This is a genomic window from Pseudolactococcus reticulitermitis (assembly GCF_002260845.1).
In the GTDB taxonomy this organism is placed as follows: Bacteria; Bacillota; Bacilli; order Lactobacillales; family Streptococcaceae; genus Pseudolactococcus; species Pseudolactococcus reticulitermitis.
Genome location: NZ_BEDT01000001.1, coordinates 125,161 through 140,996 on the forward strand (window position 1 = coordinate 125,161; position 15,836 = coordinate 140,996).

Consider the following 15,836-nt stretch of genomic DNA (forward strand, 5'->3'; position numbering starts at 1 on the left):
CTTACCACTCTATTGCTTCAACTGCTAGAGGCTGATCATTTTTTTGGATGGCCTCAACGCGACCATTTTTAAATTTGATAACCTTATCAGCGATTTGACCGATGGCACTATTATGCGTGATGATGATGACGGTGATTTTTTCCTGTCGACAGGTGTCCACAAGTAAAGACAGAATTTGTTTGCCCGTATGATAATCTAGCGCACCAGTCGGTTCGTCACATAAGAGCAATTTGGGATTTTTTGCCAGCGCTCGCGCAATGGCGACCCGTTGTTGCTCACCACCTGAGAGTTGGGCTGGAAAATTATTTTGACGCGCAGCTAAGCCGACTTTTTCAAGTGTTTCTGCTGGTGAAAAGGAATCTTTGGTTAATTGAACTGCCATTTCTACATTTTCAAGTGCAGTTAGATTTTGAATTAGGTTATAAAATTGGAAAACAAAACCGATATCATTTCGGCGGTAGTTAATCAGCGCTTTATTTTTCAGCTGTGTGATGTCAACACCATCGACCAAAACTTGACCACTGGTGGCGGTATCCATACCACCCAAGATATTCAGTGCTGTGGTTTTACCAGCACCCGAAGGCCCTAAAATACAGACCAACTCGCCTTGCGCAATCTCAAACTGGGCATGGTCTAGGGCTTGAATACTGATCTCTCCCATTTGGTAAGTTTTTACAATATCGTTAAATGCTATATATGCCATTTTTAACCTCTATCTTCATCTAAACCGTTTTCATTCATATGACTTACTTTAAATTATAGGGCATTATGGCTATTTGTCAACCATTTCAGGCAGGAGGCGTTTTTGAGACAAAAAATAAGACTTGCGTCTTACTTCATTAGACAACCTTGGTCGTCCAGTCTTCACAGTTGATAATGTCGGTTGCGATGTCTTGGTAAAATTCGGGTTCGTGGCTGACCATGAGGATGGTGCCTTTATAGGCCTGAAGGGCGCGTGTGAGCTCGTCTTTAGCATCCACATCCAGGTGATTGGTCGGCTCGTCCATGACCAGGATGTTAGACTCATGGTTCATGATTTTACCGAGGCGAAGTTTAGACTGCTCACCACCAGATAAGACGTAGACGCGACTCTCGATTTGCTTGGTGCCAAGGCCACATCTAGCTAGGGCTGCACGCACTTCGGCTTGATTGAGCGTTGAAAACTCATCCCAGTAGTCGTCCAAAACTGTTTTTTGGCTCGGCGTTTTGTCTTCCTGCGCAAAATAGCCAATGATTTGGAACTCGCCCTGTATGACTTCGCCTGATAAGGGTTGAATTTCCCCCAATAAAGATTTGAGTAAAGTTGATTTTCCGATACCGTTCGAGCCTGTGAAGGCGACTTTCTGACCACGTTCCACTAGCATATTAATCGGGCTAGAAAGCGGTTCTGACGCGTCATAGCCCAAAACTAAATCCTTGGCTTCAAAAATCAACTTGCCAGATGTGCGGCCTAATTTGAAGTCAAAACTCGGCTTGGCCTTTTCCTGAATGGTCTCGACAAAGGTCATCTTGTCCAACTTCTTCTGGCGCGCCTTAGCCTGACCAGATGTTGCGACATTGGCTTTTTTCTTGGCGATGAACTCTTTGAGTTTCGCCGCCTCAGCTTGTTGGGCATCCGCCAGTGAAGCCAGCTGTTTTTTCTTCTCCTCGAAGAGGCGCTCGAAATTGTGGTAATCGCCCACATAACGGTCGATTTTCTGCTGGTTGACATGGTAGACGATATTGATGACGTCGTTCATGAAGTCAACATCGTGAGAAATCAAGACAAAGGCATTTTCATAGGTTTGCAAGTAATTTTTCAGCCAGGTAATGTGTTCTTCGTCGAGGTAGTTGGTCGGCTCGTCTAGGAGCAGAATGTCTGGTTTTTCAAGTAAGAGTTTACCGAGCAGGATTTTAGTGCGTTGACCACCTGAGAGATCCGCCACATCTTTATCGAGTAAGTCACCAAGACCCAAACCACGCGCGATTTCATCAACCTTAGCATCAATCAGATAAAAATCTGAATTGTCTAAAGTATCTTGCAAGTCCGCTGCTTTTTCAAGAGCTGTGGTCATCTCATCATCAGACATGTCACCCATACGTGCATAGATGTCGTTCATCTCGCTTTCAGCGTCCAAGAGATACTGGAAGGCTTCTGATAAGGCTTGACGCGTCGTTTTCCCTTTACCAAGCGCCGCGTGCTGATCCATATAACCGACCCGGTGTTTGCTTGACCAAGTGATTTTGCCTTCGTCTGGCTGCAAGTTGCCAGTAATGATATTCATGAAGGTTGACTTACCCTCACCATTTGCCCCGACAAAGCCGATATGTTCGCCCTTTAATAGGCGAAAATTGACATCATCAAAAATCGCACGATCGCCAAAGCCATGGCTCAGTTTTTGAACGGTTAATATACTCATCTTTGCTTTTGTTTCTCCATCTGTTTCCAAGTTTGCTTTCTCTATTTTAACAGAATTTTTTGGAATGGGGAAGATATGGAGAAATTTTGGGAGATTAATACTGACTTCAGGCTAATTTAAGTATATATAGTTACCGAATTGCTAGTTGGTTATTTATAACTTTAGTGTAAAACAAAAAAGCCCTAAAAATAGGACTTTTTAAAACTACTACATATCAAATACATTGTAGGTGTCATATGTCTTAATTAAACTCGTAATTGCTACTTTTATCAACACATATAACATAACACCTACTATCAACCAACCTATAACAGGTAAAGCTGGGAAAAATAACCATGCTGCAAATATCATGCCAATTATCAAATCGCCGTACGTATTATAAAGTTTAATAGTTGCTAAAATATAGATAGCAATTATTGCAACCAACACTAAAACTCTGAGCCATGCAGCTTGTTTTTTAGACATTGCTTACCTCCTTCCGTGATTTCGAAATATATTATCACGCTTCTTTATTTAACGATAGTTAAGCTAAGTGTAGCTTATCTCTGATGGCATCCGCAAGTGTTTGAGAAAAATTCAGCCCTTCATTAATACCTGCATCATTGAGGTACGAAGGAATTGTTAAAGTTTTCTTGACTGGCGTTTTATCTAGCTCTCGTCTATATCTGTCAGGGTCAATATCAACCAAAGTGACAACATCAGAATCCTCAGCCTTAAAGCTGACTTGTCCTGCCTCCGGCAAAGGATGATCCAATGAGAAAGTACCGATGTAATCTCTTGCCATCACAATGGCATCAGCAAGACTGACACCTTGCGTATAGCCGTCAAGGTCAGGAATATAAACAAGATATTTATAATCAGATTTTTCTTGGTCATCAAAACTGATGACCGTTGGGAATGCGATTGAATGAGACATCAAAAGACCTCCTTTCAGGTCATGGGCTACTTACAGCCCGTTGCGTTTGAGTATAGCTTTTGCAAGCCGTTCGTTAATTTCAGGATGGCGCGGGATTTGTTCTTCCCTTTCGCCGTTAGTCCAGACATCATGATTGCCACCGTGACGTTTGAGCCACCAACCACCTTTTTTAAACTTTTTCTCTACATCTCTTTTCTTCATGCTCTGCCTTTCCTTACCTTATGTCATCATTATATCACGTATTAATCACGTAGTCAAGTGTTTGCACGTAAAAAATGCGTGTAAATATAAAAAACATCACATTTCTGTGATATTTCCTTATAACGCATTAATAAAGTCAGCTAAATCGACAACAGCCTCACGCGCATCCGTTTCGATTTTGCTATCAGCATCCAAAACTTTCACCGCTCGAATCCGTCAGCCCATTAAATTGAAGGCTACTGCATGGTCATAAGCGATTTAAAGAAAGATAAGATTTTCTTTTTAACCTCACCAACCGTTACTTAGCCTTTTGGTCTTCGTCATCATCCCCACATGTGCGGGTAATATTATACCATGCGTAATCGGACAGGGTGTCAGACACTCTACACCGACTTACTAAATTAGCTGTTTTCAGATAACGAATTTGTTATCTGGTTTCAAATAAAAAAGACTAGATTTCTCTAGTTAGTGATGATCACTTTATATTTGCCAAAAAATCCATAAATCTAGCTTCATCTTTAGCAGAAAGATAGCTTACAAAATTTATCACAACATATTCTTCTTCAACCTGTCTAATTTTAAAAGTATCAATCCAGGATGGCTTATCTAAACCTGAATAAGCCCAATCTTTAATTTCAAAATATTTAGATTGATAATATTCAGATTTCGAACTGTATTGACTTGTAATGTTAAAGTAACTAATAATCTGGTCATCAAACTTCAAAACAAAGGCAGGTCTGGTCTTTGAACCAAACTCCCTGCCTTCGTTATACGCTAGATTAGCAATCATAATACTATGCTCTCTAATATCTTTAGTCATCAAAAAAATCCTTTATATCCTCTTTTTTAGATAAATCTAGTTTTTGAATTTGAGAATTTTGGAAAGCTAAATCAGTAATATTTTTTCTAGTCTCTATTCTACCCTCAGTAAACCAATCAGCAGGATAAGGAATAGTAGTCTCACTATTTTTTAAAGACAACGGCACTTCTTGTTCGTATGCTGTTTTAGTAATAAACATTTTAAGAGCAGTTGAAACATCAAGACCTTGGCGCTCGAAAACTTTTTGAGCCATATCTTTTATTTTATCATCAACTCTTGTAGAAATTTGTATAGTAGTCATAACATATCCTCCTTAACTAACTTTATTATATCACAAATTGTGGTTATATGTTAGTAAATGTTTTCAATTTAAATTAAAAATTATCTGCTCTAAACCATCTATAAAAGAAAATGAGTACGGAAAACTCTTATAGATAGTTTACAACAGACATAATGTCTATTGTAATTTTCACAAGAAACAAATAGAAGATCCCCGCATGTGCGGGTAATATTGATATAATTGTCTCAATATAACTCCTTTGCGAGGATCATCCCCGCATGTGCGGGTAATATTGATCGTGATAATAACGACAGTAAGCCTACCCGGGATCATCCCCGCATGTGCGGGTAATATGTTTTTATAACAAACATAGCATTATTAAGACTAGGATCATCCCCGCATGTGCGGGTAATATTCGGACACTTTCATGGCGACGAGAAGTTCATCAGGATCATCCCCGCATGTGCGGGTAATATGACAGAGATTTTAAGCTAGATGACACACTTGTAGGATCATCCCCGCATGTGCGGGTAATATTTATAAACGTTATTTATACAATGTTGCCAATCAGGATCATCCCCGCATGTGCGGGTAATATTTGATATGACCAAAATTTCATTAAAATCAGATAGGATCATCCCCGCATGTGCGGGTAATATTCAAATCCATGATCAACAACGACTGCTGCGCCAGGATCATCCCCGCATGTGCGGGTAATATGTTTCAAACTGCACATAATCGACTTGACGTTGAGGATCATCCCCGCATGTGCGGGTAATATTCTATTAAACTTCCAACAATTACAGAACCAGCAGGATCATCCCCGCATGTGCGGGTAATATTCAAAGCCAGAAACACTATCAAATGAGAAATCGGGATCATCCCCGCATGTGCGGGTAATATCTGATATTTTATCTTCATCAATGACAGATGATAGGATCATCCCCGCATGTGCGGGTAATATTTGAGGATTCTGACTTAAATACTTCTCTATCAAGGATCATCCCCGCATGTGCGGGTAATATTTATACAGAAATCAATTTTTCAACCGCAATGAAGGATCATCCCCGCATGTGCGGGTAATATAGCTCTGGAGAGCTTAAATTTGGCGACCATATAGGATCATCCCCGCATGTGCGGGTAATATAGTATGTATCGAAACAGAAGGCATTGTATCGTGGGATCATCCCCGCATGTGCGGGTAATATGGCTCCCCCCCTTTTTGTGTAGTTGTCAATATAGGATCATCCCCGCATGTGCGGGTAATATGTTGACTACCTCAGTTGGTTTAAGCGAGTGCCAGGATCATCCCCGCATGTGCGGGTAATATAAATACCCAAATAAGAGGATACCACTCCTTTTAGGATCATCCCCGCATGTGCGGGTAATATCCATGACACCAGTTTCGTTTATCATACGTGCCAGGATCATCCCCGCATGTGCGGGTAATATCTGATGTACTCTTTCATAACAGTTCCATCATCAGGATCATCCCCGCATGTGCGGGTAATATGTAACTTTATCAAATTTAAAGTTTGCGTCACCAGGATCATCCCCGCATGTGCGGGTAATATTTGCAGTATATGATCGAAAGGATAAACCAGATAGGATCATCCCCGCATGTGCGGGTAATATTATACTAATCTCTCTTTGTGTCTAACAATAATAGGATCATCCCCGCATGTGCGGGTAATATGGTCAGAGTACAATATTTGGATAGTATCTTGTAGGATCATCCCCGCATGTGCGGGTAATATGGCGATATAGTAAAAGGTTTTCCGATTGTCATAGGATCATCCCCGCATGTGCGGGTAATATACTAATCGATCCCTTACTTTTCAACGTCTTTTTTCAAAAAATTTTGAAATCCATTCACTTTTGTTGCTAATTCAGCCATCAACTTTGAATCCTCTAATGCTCGATGTGGCACATCTTCAAAAATCTCATAAGCTTTTAGTGCTGTTTGAAGTTTATAATTCCCAAGAAACATCTTTTCTTTCTTGACAAATTTCATCAAATCTATAAACTGATGATGATCAAAATTTGAAATATCATATTTCTTATTTGCGCTTTGAATAAAACTCTTGTCAAAATCAACATTATAGCCAACTAGTGGACTATCCCTGACAAATTTGGCAAATTCCTTCATTGCTTTTCCTATTTCCTGACCTTCTTTCAAAAGCAACTCATCAGTTATACCAGTAAGTTCTTCAATATATTTCGGTAACTGTTTTTCATATGATATCAAAATTTGAAACTCTGTTCTCATTTCCCCTTCAACTTTAACAGCACCAATCTCAATAATTTGATCACTCTTTGAATTAAGACCCGTTGTTTCCAAATCAAATACAACATAACTTAATGATGTATTGGTTAAAGAAGGCTTTTGTTTAGCAAACTTCTTAATTTGATGATATTTTGAGGCATTACTATATCCGAACTTCAAATGATTATCATCATGATGTAAATTTGGAGATAATACCAATGGTAAGCCATCGTAATCAATATTTACTCGGTTAGTTTGAAATGTGTCAAAATCATAACCTAGTTCATTTCGACTTGAATAACTCATTGTCACTTGACCACTTACAACACTTTCTGTGACACGCTTCCATAGCTTTTCCCTCACGCGCGAATTAAAATTACCTATATAAACGCCTGTTGAAATTTCTTGCATCCATTTAGTTAAATCTCCACGAAGTTTTGGCGGAGCATTTGTCACAGTAATAACAGTCATTGGCATAATGTATCACCCCTCACTGTAATTGATACCATGTTTAACATGTGCTTCTTTATCATCCCAAAGATTGATAATATCTGCTTCTATTGTTTCCATTTCAGGAATTTCCAGTAGATATTGTAAATCTTTTACAATTTGTTGCATGATTTTACCATCAACGAACGCATCCCTTACACGTCGCCTTGTAATCCCACCAATATCATCTTCTTTATCAAATTCATATGCTACTTCAAAAGCGATTGGAATAGTCGTTTGTGCCTTATAGAGGTCAGCGATGTCATAAACAAAAGACAGATCGTGCCCAACGTGAACAAATCCAAGACCTGGAGAAATTCCCAATGCAACCATAACGCTATAACATACACCGTACAATGCAACATGAGCAGCACTAAGCGCTTGATTAATAACCGTTCCGTCTTCAAAGTTATCAGGATTATAGTCACGACCAGACCATTCTACCTGATATTTTTTCGACTGTTTTCTATAAATACTTCTAATTCTCGCACCTTCTCTACCACGTAGTTGCTGAAGGGTTAGACTTGAAACATCTTCATCTGGAAAACGCATTTGATACATTTTTTTAGCTATGTTAAGTTTTGTACGCGTGTTACTAACTAATTTCGCTTGTTTTTCCAAAAAGCGACTCGAATGTGATAGTGCCCGACCGTGAGCGTACTGACGAACGCCTCGTTCACCTACCCACACTACACTTGTACCCGTATCTCCTATTAATTCCATTGCGCGATGCGTGACATCAGTTCCTGGACCAAACAGTAAGACACTCGTCATAGCAGCTGGAATTCTTACGGTGCCACGTGAATCTAAAACAGTTATCGCAGAATCTTGTTTATTCACTTTTGCATGCTCAATATAAATAAAAGTAACCCGATCGCTAACACGCGGTAGCTCTTGTAGCTCCGTCTTCTTTGCACCAATCTGTTTTTTCATTTAATCACCTATGGGAATAACAGTCATTAATCCAAATCCATATGCTTTTTTCTTACCCAATCCCTTGACTAATAATGTTTTAAATTTATCGATGTCCGTAATTGTAAGATTACCTTCATAAGTTGTTTTACTTAATCTAGGTGTTTTTCCAGATTTGTGCTTAAAATTGACAAATTCATGATTTACTACTGAAAACTCACCTTCCTTAAGCATAAAGCCATTCTTTTTAGATCTCGCAATTAAAAACTGTTCCTGCTGTTCAATTGTCACGTGTGGCATGACACGACCACGTTGACCTGGTATAAATTTAGAAATAACTGGATTTGCAACAAGTCTAAAACGAACTTTTTCTCCAACTTTTAGCTTATCAATAAAAGGCTGATAATTTTTGCTTTGACCTGTTTGATTAACGCCATACTTTTCTAACTTTTCAAGTTCAGGTTTTTCTTCACTAACTAAAAGCAAATATTGCTTTTGATTGATTTTGTCAATACGCCATAGCTTACGTGGAAAATGACCATTTTCGTTAAAAATTTGATTTGGAAAACTGTCCTCTACCCATGCATGATAAGCACCTACATGTGTTAAATCACGCATTTTTTGGCGGTTTTTAGTATCAATTTCTACTCGCGATAAATACATCACAAACCTCCTTCAATAGCTGAAAACACATCATGCGTCGTTGCTATTTCTTTTTTTATCACTGAAATACGGATATGTTTGATAGGCCTAAAACCGTGCTGTCTTTTTTCTTGAGAAAATGAGATGACACGATCTCGTGGCATTAGAATTTCTCCGCTATCTAACAAATTCGCATCTGCATATAGGTCAAGTTGAGAAACATTTTTGTTCTTTTTTTGATACCATTTTGCCGCTTGCCACTCTAAATTTTTCAATACTGTAATTGGTGTTTCATCAACTTCACACATGAAAAAATCACTGTTCAACGGTAAAGAACGTCGCCCCATAAATGGTTGAAAGTAAGGCGATTTCAGCGCTTTAGCAACTTTTTGTATCACTGTTTCTTCTCCACTAATCGCAATAATAAACACAGCATCTTGTAGATAATATCGATGACTTACATAGGTACGATTAGGACTCCCGTCTTTTTTTATGGCATGTGCTGTATGAAAATCACGTAAGAGTTCACCTGGTTGATCGACTCTAACCACAAAATCCAACTGATTAAGCATTTGAATTTCATCATCTTGATTGCGTCGAAAACCAAGACTAGCTGCTATTATACCAATTATGGCACTTTTAGATGGATAACGCTGTGTTTGACGAGTTTCAAAGTGTGAATCAATGCCATATGCCTGTAAGGGACCAGCTAACTTTAATAAGATGGTTGTCATTTTTCAACCTCCCTATTTCAAATTTTCGTCTAAAATTTTACCTAATTGTCCCAATAAAGCATTAAAATCAGTTTGGTTATTTTCTTTTAAACCAATTGATAACGTCGATAACGGTGTATCCACAAATGTTTGAGCATCTTTTAATCCTTTTTCCAGTTGCTCAATTGAACGATTAATATAACCATCATCATTTTTAACTGGCGTTTCAAAAGCAGTTACTAAATTTACGGGTCTATCGCCGCGCAAAGTCACAACAACTGCACTTGGCAGTGTTTGATTGGCAAAGGTATTGACTTTGCCAGTCGGCATTGATTTTACAAATGATTCAACAAATAATATCAAAGCATTTACAGTCGCTTCTTTATTTTCGAGTTGTTTAATTAATTCATGGGCAGCAACATTAGCATAACGATATAGTGTAGATGAATTATATTCAATTATTCCTAAATGACCAGCTCCTGCATTATCTGCAGGAGACAAATCATCAGTCGCAGTAAAATAATCAAACTCCGTTTGGACAGCATGTGTTGAAATAGCGTGTGCTACTTGAGCAGATGCGTCTTCGTTTAGAGATTTATCATCAGCAACCATACGACCAAATAAAGCGATATCAATAGCCGGATTGTTTTTCAAAATAGCATGTAATTCTTTTTTATCAACGATGCCATCAATAGCAGCTTGAGCCAATTTCTCTGCTTGATCTGATCCCATAAAGAAAAGTGCCTTCAAACGATTATCTTTTGATTTTACACCCGCTTTATCCAAAATCTCGCTTGCCAGTTTAATTGCATCATCATCCTTTTTATTCGAATCTTTATCTTGAATTTTATTTGCGATATACTTAATAATATCTAGTGACCGAATACCAACATTCGCATCCGTACCATTTGCATTGAAATAATCTCTCATCGCTTTTTTCCAACTTTGAGAACTCACTCGTGCACGTGTCACACCACCATATTGTGCAGTTTTGGGACTTCCCGTATCATCTCGATTGATATTTGAGGGAGGAACGGCTTGAATTACGTGAATGTCTAAAAATAGGTTATGATTTGTCATGATTTTCTCCTTATTATTTGTTTATTTTTCTTTTTTTATATTTGAATAGTAACTTTGACCCCAACGCAATTTTACCCTATCCTCAGATCCATTTTGATACCAAAACAAATCATCGGCTAATTGTGCGTAAGAAATTTTTGCATTACCTTTTTTCAATAACTTAATCAAGTGTCTGAGATGATTACTTAGTTCTTCAAATGTACTTGATGCAATCATAGCATTAAACCTTCGGTCAATTGCTTTTGAATCATCTTTACTCCGTAAAGATTTTAATGACTGTCCGATGTTGTCCTTGCTATCCGGAAAATTAACACTCTCACTTTTACCTTGCTGATGCAAGGCATAGAATTGTAAACTTGTAAAAATCGCCTTTTCTTCTCTGGTTGGTTCCCCTGTACGACTTAAAAATGCTTCTGGTAATTCAGCAAAGACTTCCGGCCAAACCTCTACTGTTTGAGCTAAATTTTTGCCAATGGACTGACGTAATCGAGCTAAAGTCGCTTTACCCGAATTCGTCTGAGTTGTATTTACTAATCGCATTATAATGCGACCAGTGACATTAAAAACCGTGTCTATCATCTGCTTTCTTCCTCCTTTTCTTTAGGTAGATGCTCATTTAATTTCCAATTAAATCGATTATAAACTGTAAAAATATTTTTTACATGTGCACCATCTTCTATGCCAATAAAATCACGATTCCCAGCTGAATTAACTAATTTCTGTGCTTCCTTTTTAATTATCGTTCGTAATGTAGCACGCCATTCTTTAATTTTTTCTTCTTTACTATCATCAGGTTGGATACTTGAAAGCCAATCTCGAAATGGCATATCAACTTGAAAATAAGCTTCTTGCTTGACGCGATTAGCAAATTCATTCGAATTGAGATTTCTAATCGCTTTAATATCATTAGCAAATGTCCAGAGAACCCCATCCATCACATTTTTTATTTTATCTACTTCATTTGAAATAGAATTTAGCCATCCATCAGTTGCATCCGATATAATATTGCCAAAGCTAACGTTATCAAAAATCTCATTTATTGGATTCCAAGAAGTTGCATTCCCGTCATCTTCCATGCTAACTGCATTAAACTTCTGATGTTTTAATGAGATTTTTTTATCTTCCAAGTAAATCAGCCACTCAATTATCCCAGGTCGTCTTTGAGCTGAATTGTTAGGTGTGAAAGTAATACCAAATGACCGCCAAAACTGCTCATTTAAACTATGCTTTTTAGGCGTAAACGTGTCTTTATTGTCCCCAGTTTTATTAAAACGCCATTCAGTCATTAACTCTAAAAAATTATTTTGGTGATCGATTTCCGGTAACTTTATAATGGAAACACTAAAATCTTGATTTTCTTTAAAATCGTTAGGAATTGTTACTGCACGACTCCAATTAGTATAGAGTGCCGCAAGATTATCAAGCTTTCTCCCTTCTCTAAAACGATATAGCATCTTCTCATTGCTATCTTCTTCCCAAATTGGTTTTTGTACCTGAATATATTGTTCTTCAGGATGAATTAATGCTAAATTTAGCAATAAAGTATCAAATAAATTTTCACCTGATACATATACACCACCTAGATCATAAAGCCAACCTTTGGAAAGTTTTTGATTTTTATCTTGATTAGCAAATTTTACTTTATCTCCCGTCCCTGTAATACCTTGGTATAAAACGAGCCATCTTGCTACTTCACTTTTACTTAACTTGTTTTTTACATCGTCATGTTCTGGCGAAAAAAGAATGATTTTATTTTCGCTTTCAGAAAGTGTTCGTTTGATTGTCTTTCCAGAAATGTGATTAACTTTAGCTTTATTTCCGGGTAACTTCAACGTATCTTCTGTCACTTGATAAAACGGATAATCACTATCAAACAAATAAAATCGATCTCGCCATTTTTCAAGATATTCACCAACGATTTCGGGAAATGCTTTTGCTTCCCATAATTTTCGCCAAGTATCTAGCAAAGCATCTTGATAATCATCACCGTCATCATCTTTATCTACGGTTTTAGTCTGCCTATAGTTATCATCAAGTGCCACCCATTCATATTGCTCACCATCTGCATCAAAGCGTGAAAACACAGTATGCAAAACCGCTAGCAATAAGCGTAATATTGCAAAATCCTGCGTTGGCGTTTCTCCTGCTAAACTTTTATAGTCATGAGCATGCTCAAACAGTTCTTTTAACGAGACTTCCTCGGTGGTTCCTTTATCATCCGTCATCACACTTATCCAAGGTTCGTCTAATAAATTAAATTCAGCCATTCACTTCCTCCTTTTCATAGGTTAATCCAAGTTGTAAATCATAAGTCAATCTATAACCATTGAGTAAAAATTGATTATTTTCATCCAGAATAATCCCCAATGAACCTTTTAACCAAGACTGTATTTGCCAATCAAAAAGTTTCTTTTTATTATATATTTCAAGTTCGGATATGGTCTTATCAATCATCCGAATAGTAGACAAAGCTTGTGGCAAACGAATCGTATTTGTTGCCAGCCTTTTCGCATCAATTGAAAGATCAAGATCATTATCCTCGTCAACTAAAGAAATACCCGTTTTTGTTTTCTTAACTACAATTACTTCAATACTATCTGAAGAATCCCTAACCTGAGCACTGCCTCTTTCTTCTCTATCATCCGGATTAGGATTATTTAACCAACCAATTAAATTACCTTTATTAGGTTTGTTCGGGTTACTAAGTCTAAATGTTTTAGCTCTTTGTTCTTTACAATCTAAGAAGACTTCTTGATCATTCTTTGCTTTTAGATAGTCCTCACCTAAATCTATTTCATCTTTCGCATATGTTTCTTGAACGAGTACCGAAATATCAGAAGGAATGCGAATTTGCTCTGGTAAAAAGTGTTGCGTTCTCATTAACAAATAATCACCATACACTGCTTTTGAGCCAGAATTAAATTCAAATGTTTGACTTGTTCCAAGTACATAAAACTTCGGAATAGTCAGCTTCTCGGGTCGTTTAATCTCATGTCGATGTAAACGCCCAATCCTCTGAATGAGTAAATCCATAGGCGCTAAATCACTAAATAATATATCAAAATCAATATCTAAAGATTGCTCAATCACCTGTGTGCCAATGATTATCTTTTTATCAGGTCTTATGGCATTTTTTCCAATTTTAGACATGAGATTTGTCTCTTTATTAACGCGTTGGGTCGCTATAAAACTCGAATGAAGCAACTCGACATTCTCCAGACCAAATTGATTGCTGATTAAATGATAGAGTTCTTGTGCGCGCCTAACCGTGTTAACAATGATACCCGCAATTCCACCACCAGATAAACAGCCTTCCAATGTGCCTAATAGTTCATTATCGTCTAGTCTATGGATTTCAACTTGATAACCCTCTTGTTTTTCAAATTGGGTGACCTGTTCAATTTTATTACCATCGCTATAAGTAATTAAAGGATAGGCATTTTGTATAGCTAAATTATCTGGTTTAACTGCATCTTTCCATTTTTTACCAGTTCCAAGATAATAATTTTTAACTAATTCTTCCCGACGCTCACCTGGTAAAGTTGCCGATAAAATGACTACTGGCACGCCATAAGCTCCCATCCATCGGATGGCTTGATACAAAAATTGCCCCATGTAGGCATCATAAGCATGCACTTCATCAATCACAACTACTTTTTTACTCAGCCCAAGATGCCGTAAAGCCAAGTGTTTTTGCTTTAAAGCGCTTAATAAAAATTGATCAACTGTCCCGACAATAAAATCATCTAAAATACCCGTTTTTCTACCATGAAACCATTCATTAGTGACAATCGTTCCATTCTCTTCACCATCAATATCAATTCCTTGAGCCTTAGGAATTTTATCAAATTCATCATTAAGCGCTGCCTTGCCATGCAACAGCTCTAAAGATTGATTTTGTTTTGCATCTTCAGTTATATTGGCTAACCACTCTTTTATCCTTGGAAATATACCATTTGAAGTTGCTTGCGTCGGTAATCCAAAAAACATACCCGAACGACCAGTTTTTAGAGCTAGCTGCTCAATCGCGACTAAGGCTGCTTCAGTTTTACCCACTCCCATAGGCGCTTCTAAGATAAAAATACCTGGTTCACTAGCTTGTTGGATTGATTCCGATAATTTTGCTTGCACATCTCTGGGTTCAAATCCAAATCTATCTTTATATAATGTAACAACATCATCAAAATCTTCAGGCTGCCATATACATGTTTTAAACCATTTCTTAAATCCTGTTTGAATCCGTTCTTCTTGACTGATAGCGCTATCATCTTCGTCAATACCAATTAACGGGAAGTACGCCTCATTACTAGCAATCCAGTCAGCCATGATAAGCAAACCTTCTAAAATAACACAAGCACTTTGAGATAATTCGGGTATAGCTCTAGAATCTTTGAAATCAAATTTGGCTAGACCTTCATTAAAGATTTCTTTTTGAAGCACTTTCCATTTTTGGTGAATAGGGTCTGCTTCTTTTTCATTTTGAAAATAATTAGCTTCATAGCTTTCTAGCTGAACACTGACATCATGGCTACTTTCAACTGGTTTGCCATGATGCCCGCCGATAATAGATGAAAAGCTTTGGTTGACACCATAAGATTCAAGTAAAGCTTGTCCCGCTAGAGCATGAACTGATTTAGTCGGATTGGTTAAAGATAGTGTTGAGATACCAATAAAACCTTCTTTTTCCAATTTTTCTAGTAATTGTTTATCTAAGTCATCTGATCTGCTATAACTTTTTTTAGTCTGGAAAGCTGGTGTACACTTGGCCTGATCGTGAAGATAGCCCAATAGTTGTGTCACATTCTTAGCCTTTTCCTCGTCACCAACACTAGAAATGACTAAATTTTTTTGCCCTTTACTTAACCAGTGTTCCCACAACAAACCAATGACTGCTGCCGTATCATTGAGATGTTGAGCAAGTGGTAACCAATATAAGTCACCATCTTTTTCAACCTTCTTTGCCCATAAATGATTCATACAAAGCAAATCCCCTTAATATAATTCTCAAAAAAGCTATTTGATAAACTGTTTAATATACAGATAGACACTAGTTATTTTTACCACAATTATAACATTTTAAATTTAAAAAGTGTTATATAAATACAATTTTTCAAAAAA

Annotated in this window: 15 protein-coding genes and 1 CRISPR repeat array; all 15 genes read right to left on the reverse strand. The window is 37.5% G+C overall.

Annotated elements, in window-relative coordinates; translation table 11 throughout:
* Nucleotide 1: 1 nt before the first annotated feature.
* Nucleotides 2–703: an ABC transporter ATP-binding protein gene (locus tag RsY01_RS00555; RefSeq protein ID WP_094783621.1), complete on the reverse strand. Its 702-nt coding sequence runs from the start codon at nucleotides 701–703 to the stop codon at nucleotides 2–4.
* A gap of 136 nt (nucleotides 704–839) precedes the next feature.
* Nucleotides 840–2,399, reverse strand: coding sequence for an ABC-F family ATP-binding cassette domain-containing protein (locus RsY01_RS00560; RefSeq protein WP_094784213.1), 1,560 nt, complete (start codon nucleotides 2,397–2,399; stop codon nucleotides 840–842).
* Between the two features lie 207 nt (nucleotides 2,400–2,606).
* Entirely contained in the window at nucleotides 2,607–2,864 is a 258-nt protein-coding gene (locus tag RsY01_RS00565) for a hypothetical protein (protein WP_094783622.1), read from the reverse strand.
* 58 nt (nucleotides 2,865–2,922) lie between these two features.
* The gene (locus tag RsY01_RS00570) at nucleotides 2,923–3,315 is read right to left on the reverse strand and encodes a type II toxin-antitoxin system HicB family antitoxin (protein WP_094783623.1); all 393 of its coding nucleotides are present in this window, start codon (nucleotides 3,313–3,315) and stop codon (nucleotides 2,923–2,925) included.
* Nucleotides 3,316–3,345: 30 nt separating this feature from the next.
* Nucleotides 3,346–3,516: a type II toxin-antitoxin system HicA family toxin gene (locus tag RsY01_RS00575; RefSeq protein WP_094783624.1), complete on the reverse strand. Its 171-nt coding sequence runs from the start codon at nucleotides 3,514–3,516 to the stop codon at nucleotides 3,346–3,348.
* Nucleotides 3,517–3,991: 475 nt separating this feature from the next.
* On the reverse strand, nucleotides 3,992–4,336 hold the full coding sequence (locus RsY01_RS00580) for a putative type II toxin-antitoxin system PemK/MazF family toxin (protein WP_094783625.1): 345 nt from the start codon (nucleotides 4,334–4,336) through the stop codon (nucleotides 3,992–3,994).
* Entirely contained in the window at nucleotides 4,329–4,637 is a 309-nt protein-coding gene (locus tag RsY01_RS00585; protein WP_094783626.1) for a type II toxin-antitoxin system RelB/DinJ family antitoxin, read from the reverse strand. The genes RsY01_RS00580 and RsY01_RS00585 overlap by 8 nt, the downstream gene beginning before the upstream one ends.
* Before the next feature lie 182 nt (nucleotides 4,638–4,819).
* A CRISPR array of direct repeats spans nucleotides 4,820–6,434; the repeat unit is 29 nt; unit sequence AGGATCATCCCCGCATGTGCGGGTAATAT.
* A 13-nt stretch (nucleotides 6,435–6,447) separates the two neighbouring features.
* Nucleotides 6,448–7,359 (reverse strand): type I-E CRISPR-associated endoribonuclease Cas2e, encoded by a 912-nt coding sequence (gene cas2e, locus RsY01_RS00590; RefSeq protein ID WP_094783627.1) that lies wholly within the window; start codon nucleotides 7,357–7,359, stop codon nucleotides 6,448–6,450.
* A 6-nt stretch (nucleotides 7,360–7,365) separates the two neighbouring features.
* Nucleotides 7,366–8,304 (reverse strand): type I-E CRISPR-associated endonuclease Cas1e, encoded by a 939-nt coding sequence (gene cas1e / locus RsY01_RS00595; RefSeq protein ID WP_094783628.1) that lies wholly within the window; start codon nucleotides 8,302–8,304, stop codon nucleotides 7,366–7,368.
* Entirely contained in the window at nucleotides 8,305–8,946 is a 642-nt protein-coding gene (gene cas6e / locus RsY01_RS00600; RefSeq protein WP_094783629.1) for a type I-E CRISPR-associated protein Cas6/Cse3/CasE, read from the reverse strand.
* Nucleotides 8,946–9,659, reverse strand: a complete 714-nt coding sequence (gene cas5e, locus RsY01_RS00605; protein ID WP_094783630.1) for a type I-E CRISPR-associated protein Cas5/CasD — start codon at nucleotides 9,657–9,659, stop codon at nucleotides 8,946–8,948. Before cas5e ends, cas6e begins: the two co-directional genes overlap by 1 nt.
* A 12-nt stretch (nucleotides 9,660–9,671) precedes the next feature.
* Nucleotides 9,672–10,718 carry a type I-E CRISPR-associated protein Cas7/Cse4/CasC gene (gene cas7e, locus RsY01_RS00610; RefSeq protein ID WP_094783631.1) on the reverse strand — a complete coding sequence of 349 codons (1,047 nt, stop codon included), beginning with the start codon at nucleotides 10,716–10,718 and terminating at the stop codon, nucleotides 9,672–9,674.
* 21 nt (nucleotides 10,719–10,739) lie between these two features.
* Nucleotides 10,740–11,297 (reverse strand): type I-E CRISPR-associated protein Cse2/CasB, encoded by a 558-nt coding sequence (gene casB / locus RsY01_RS00615; RefSeq protein WP_238594925.1) that lies wholly within the window; start codon nucleotides 11,295–11,297, stop codon nucleotides 10,740–10,742.
* Nucleotides 11,294–12,985, reverse strand: coding sequence for a type I-E CRISPR-associated protein Cse1/CasA (locus RsY01_RS00620; RefSeq protein ID WP_094783632.1), 1,692 nt, complete (start codon nucleotides 12,983–12,985; stop codon nucleotides 11,294–11,296). Before RsY01_RS00620 ends, casB begins: the two co-directional genes overlap by 4 nt.
* Nucleotides 12,978–15,695 (reverse strand): CRISPR-associated helicase/endonuclease Cas3, encoded by a 2,718-nt coding sequence (locus tag RsY01_RS00625; protein ID WP_094783633.1) that lies wholly within the window; start codon nucleotides 15,693–15,695, stop codon nucleotides 12,978–12,980. The genes RsY01_RS00620 and RsY01_RS00625 overlap by 8 nt, the downstream gene beginning before the upstream one ends.
* Between the last annotated feature and the right edge of the window lie 141 nt (nucleotides 15,696–15,836).

Coding starts and splice junctions, on each gene's coding strand:
- RsY01_RS00575 (WP_094783624.1), bottom strand. CDS start 3,516: ATGAAGAAAAGAGATGTAGAGAAAAAGTTTAAAAAAGGTGGTTGGTGG.
- RsY01_RS00585 (WP_094783626.1), bottom strand. CDS start 4,637: ATGACTACTATACAAATTTCTACAAGAGTTGATGATAAAATAAAAGAT.
- cas7e (WP_094783631.1), bottom strand. CDS start 10,718: ATGACAAATCATAACCTATTTTTAGACATTCACGTAATTCAAGCCGTT.
- casB (WP_238594925.1), bottom strand. CDS start 11,297: ATGATAGACACGGTTTTTAATGTCACTGGTCGCATTATAATGCGATTA.
- cas1e (WP_094783628.1), bottom strand. CDS start 8,304: ATGAAAAAACAGATTGGTGCAAAGAAGACGGAGCTACAAGAGCTACCG.
- RsY01_RS00555 (WP_094783621.1), bottom strand. CDS start 703: ATGGCATATATAGCATTTAACGATATTGTAAAAACTTACCAAATGGGA.
- cas5e (WP_094783630.1), bottom strand. CDS start 9,659: ATGACAACCATCTTATTAAAGTTAGCTGGTCCCTTACAGGCATATGGC.
- cas6e (WP_094783629.1), bottom strand. CDS start 8,946: ATGTATTTATCGCGAGTAGAAATTGATACTAAAAACCGCCAAAAAATG.
- cas2e (WP_094783627.1), bottom strand. CDS start 7,359: ATGCCAATGACTGTTATTACTGTGACAAATGCTCCGCCAAAACTTCGT.
- RsY01_RS00570 (WP_094783623.1), bottom strand. CDS start 3,315: ATGTCTCATTCAATCGCATTCCCAACGGTCATCAGTTTTGATGACCAA.
- RsY01_RS00625 (WP_094783633.1), bottom strand. CDS start 15,695: ATGAATCATTTATGGGCAAAGAAGGTTGAAAAAGATGGTGACTTATAT.
- RsY01_RS00560 (WP_094784213.1), bottom strand. CDS start 2,399: ATGAGTATATTAACCGTTCAAAAACTGAGCCATGGCTTTGGCGATCGT.
- RsY01_RS00580 (WP_094783625.1), bottom strand. CDS start 4,336: ATGACTAAAGATATTAGAGAGCATAGTATTATGATTGCTAATCTAGCG.
- RsY01_RS00565 (WP_094783622.1), bottom strand. CDS start 2,864: ATGTCTAAAAAACAAGCTGCATGGCTCAGAGTTTTAGTGTTGGTTGCA.
- RsY01_RS00620 (WP_094783632.1), bottom strand. CDS start 12,985: ATGGCTGAATTTAATTTATTAGACGAACCTTGGATAAGTGTGATGACG.